The sequence below is a fragment of the Tumebacillus amylolyticus genome, from assembly GCF_016722965.1.
Classification (GTDB): Bacteria; Bacillota; Bacilli; order Tumebacillales; family Tumebacillaceae; genus Tumebacillus; species Tumebacillus amylolyticus.
Genome location: NZ_JAEQNB010000030.1, coordinates 1 through 1,028, shown reverse-complemented (window position 1 = coordinate 1,028; position 1,028 = coordinate 1). Strand labels below are relative to the sequence as shown.

The following is a 1,028-nucleotide window of genomic DNA, read 5'->3' as shown; positions in this document are numbered from 1 at the left end:
GTCTCGTGATGATGGCGGAAAGGTCACACCTGTTCCCATCCCGAACACAGAAGTTAAGCTTTCCAGCGCCGATGGTACTTGGACCGCAGGGTCCCGGGAGAGTAGGACGTCGCGAGGCAACAGAGAAAAGTCCGATCCGGAAATGGGTCGGACTTTTTTTGTTTCTGGGGCTCTTTTTGTGACTAAAAGCTGCAGATAGGAAGCATACTAGATGATGAGTGAGGTATTCCGATCAGATTGATTCATAGAGTATTATATGGCCGTTTTTGTTTGATAGAGTAGATTGAGTTTGAATAGAAAACCGTGTTAAGATTACACCTGTCGCCGCGAGAGAGTGGTGATAAAGAAACAAAAGACACACAATCCAATACGTGCCCTTAGCTCAGCTGGATAGAGCGTCTGACTACGAATCAGAAGGCCGGGAGTTCGAATCTCTCAGGGCACGCCACTTGCGGAAGTGGCTCAGGGGTAGAGCATCGCCTTGCCAAGGCGAGGGTCGCGGGTTCGAATCCCGTCTTCCGCTCCATTTTTACAATCATATATGCGGTCGTGGCGGAATGGCAGACGCGCACGCTTGAGGGGCGTGTGGGGTTTCCCCGTGGAAGTTCGAGTCTTCTCGACCGCACCATGTTTTTTCGTGGGGGATTAGCTCAGTTGGTAGAGCACCTGCCTTGCAAGCAGGGGGTCAGCGGTTCGAATCCGCTATTCTCCACCACTATCTTGGCCCGTTGGAGAAGCGGCTTAACTCACCGCCCTTTCAAGGCGGCATTCACGGGTTCGAATCCCGTACGGGTCACCAATTTACAACTTTCATACGGCTCGGTAGCTCAGTTGGTAGAGCAGTGGACTGAAAATCCACGTGTCGGCGGTTCGACTCCGTCCCGAGCCACCATTGTCGCTTACATGCGACACGATTGATCCTTGAAAACTAAACGAGTGATAGATGAAGATCGATTCGAGTCAGAACCAAACTTTTATTGAGAGTTTGATCCTGGCTCAGGACGAACGCTGGCGGCGTGCCTAATACA

General features: G+C 51.5%; 6 tRNA genes and 1 rRNA gene. All 7 read left to right on the top strand.

The window, feature by feature from the left end:
* The first annotated feature begins 1 nt into the window (after window position 1).
* The 7 genes from rrf to JJB07_RS23795 all read left to right on the top strand — a co-directional run bounded on the left by rrf (window position 2) and on the right by JJB07_RS23795 (window position 892).
* Window positions 2-118, top strand: a 5S ribosomal RNA gene (gene rrf, locus JJB07_RS23825).
* A gap of 253 nt (window positions 119-371) precedes the next feature.
* A tRNA-Arg gene (locus JJB07_RS23820) sits at window positions 372-448 on the top strand.
* A 3-nt stretch (window positions 449-451) separates the two neighbouring features.
* Window positions 452-526 (top strand) — tRNA-Gly (locus tag JJB07_RS23815).
* A gap of 17 nt (window positions 527-543) precedes the next feature.
* Window positions 544-628 (top strand) — tRNA-Leu (locus JJB07_RS23810).
* Between the two features lie 11 nt (window positions 629-639).
* Window positions 640-715, top strand: a tRNA-Ala gene (locus tag JJB07_RS23805).
* 7 nt (window positions 716-722) lie between these two features.
* Window positions 723-799 (top strand) — tRNA-Glu (locus JJB07_RS23800).
* A gap of 17 nt (window positions 800-816) precedes the next feature.
* Window positions 817-892 (top strand) — tRNA-Phe (locus tag JJB07_RS23795).
* Window positions 893-1,028: the final 136 nt, after the last annotated feature.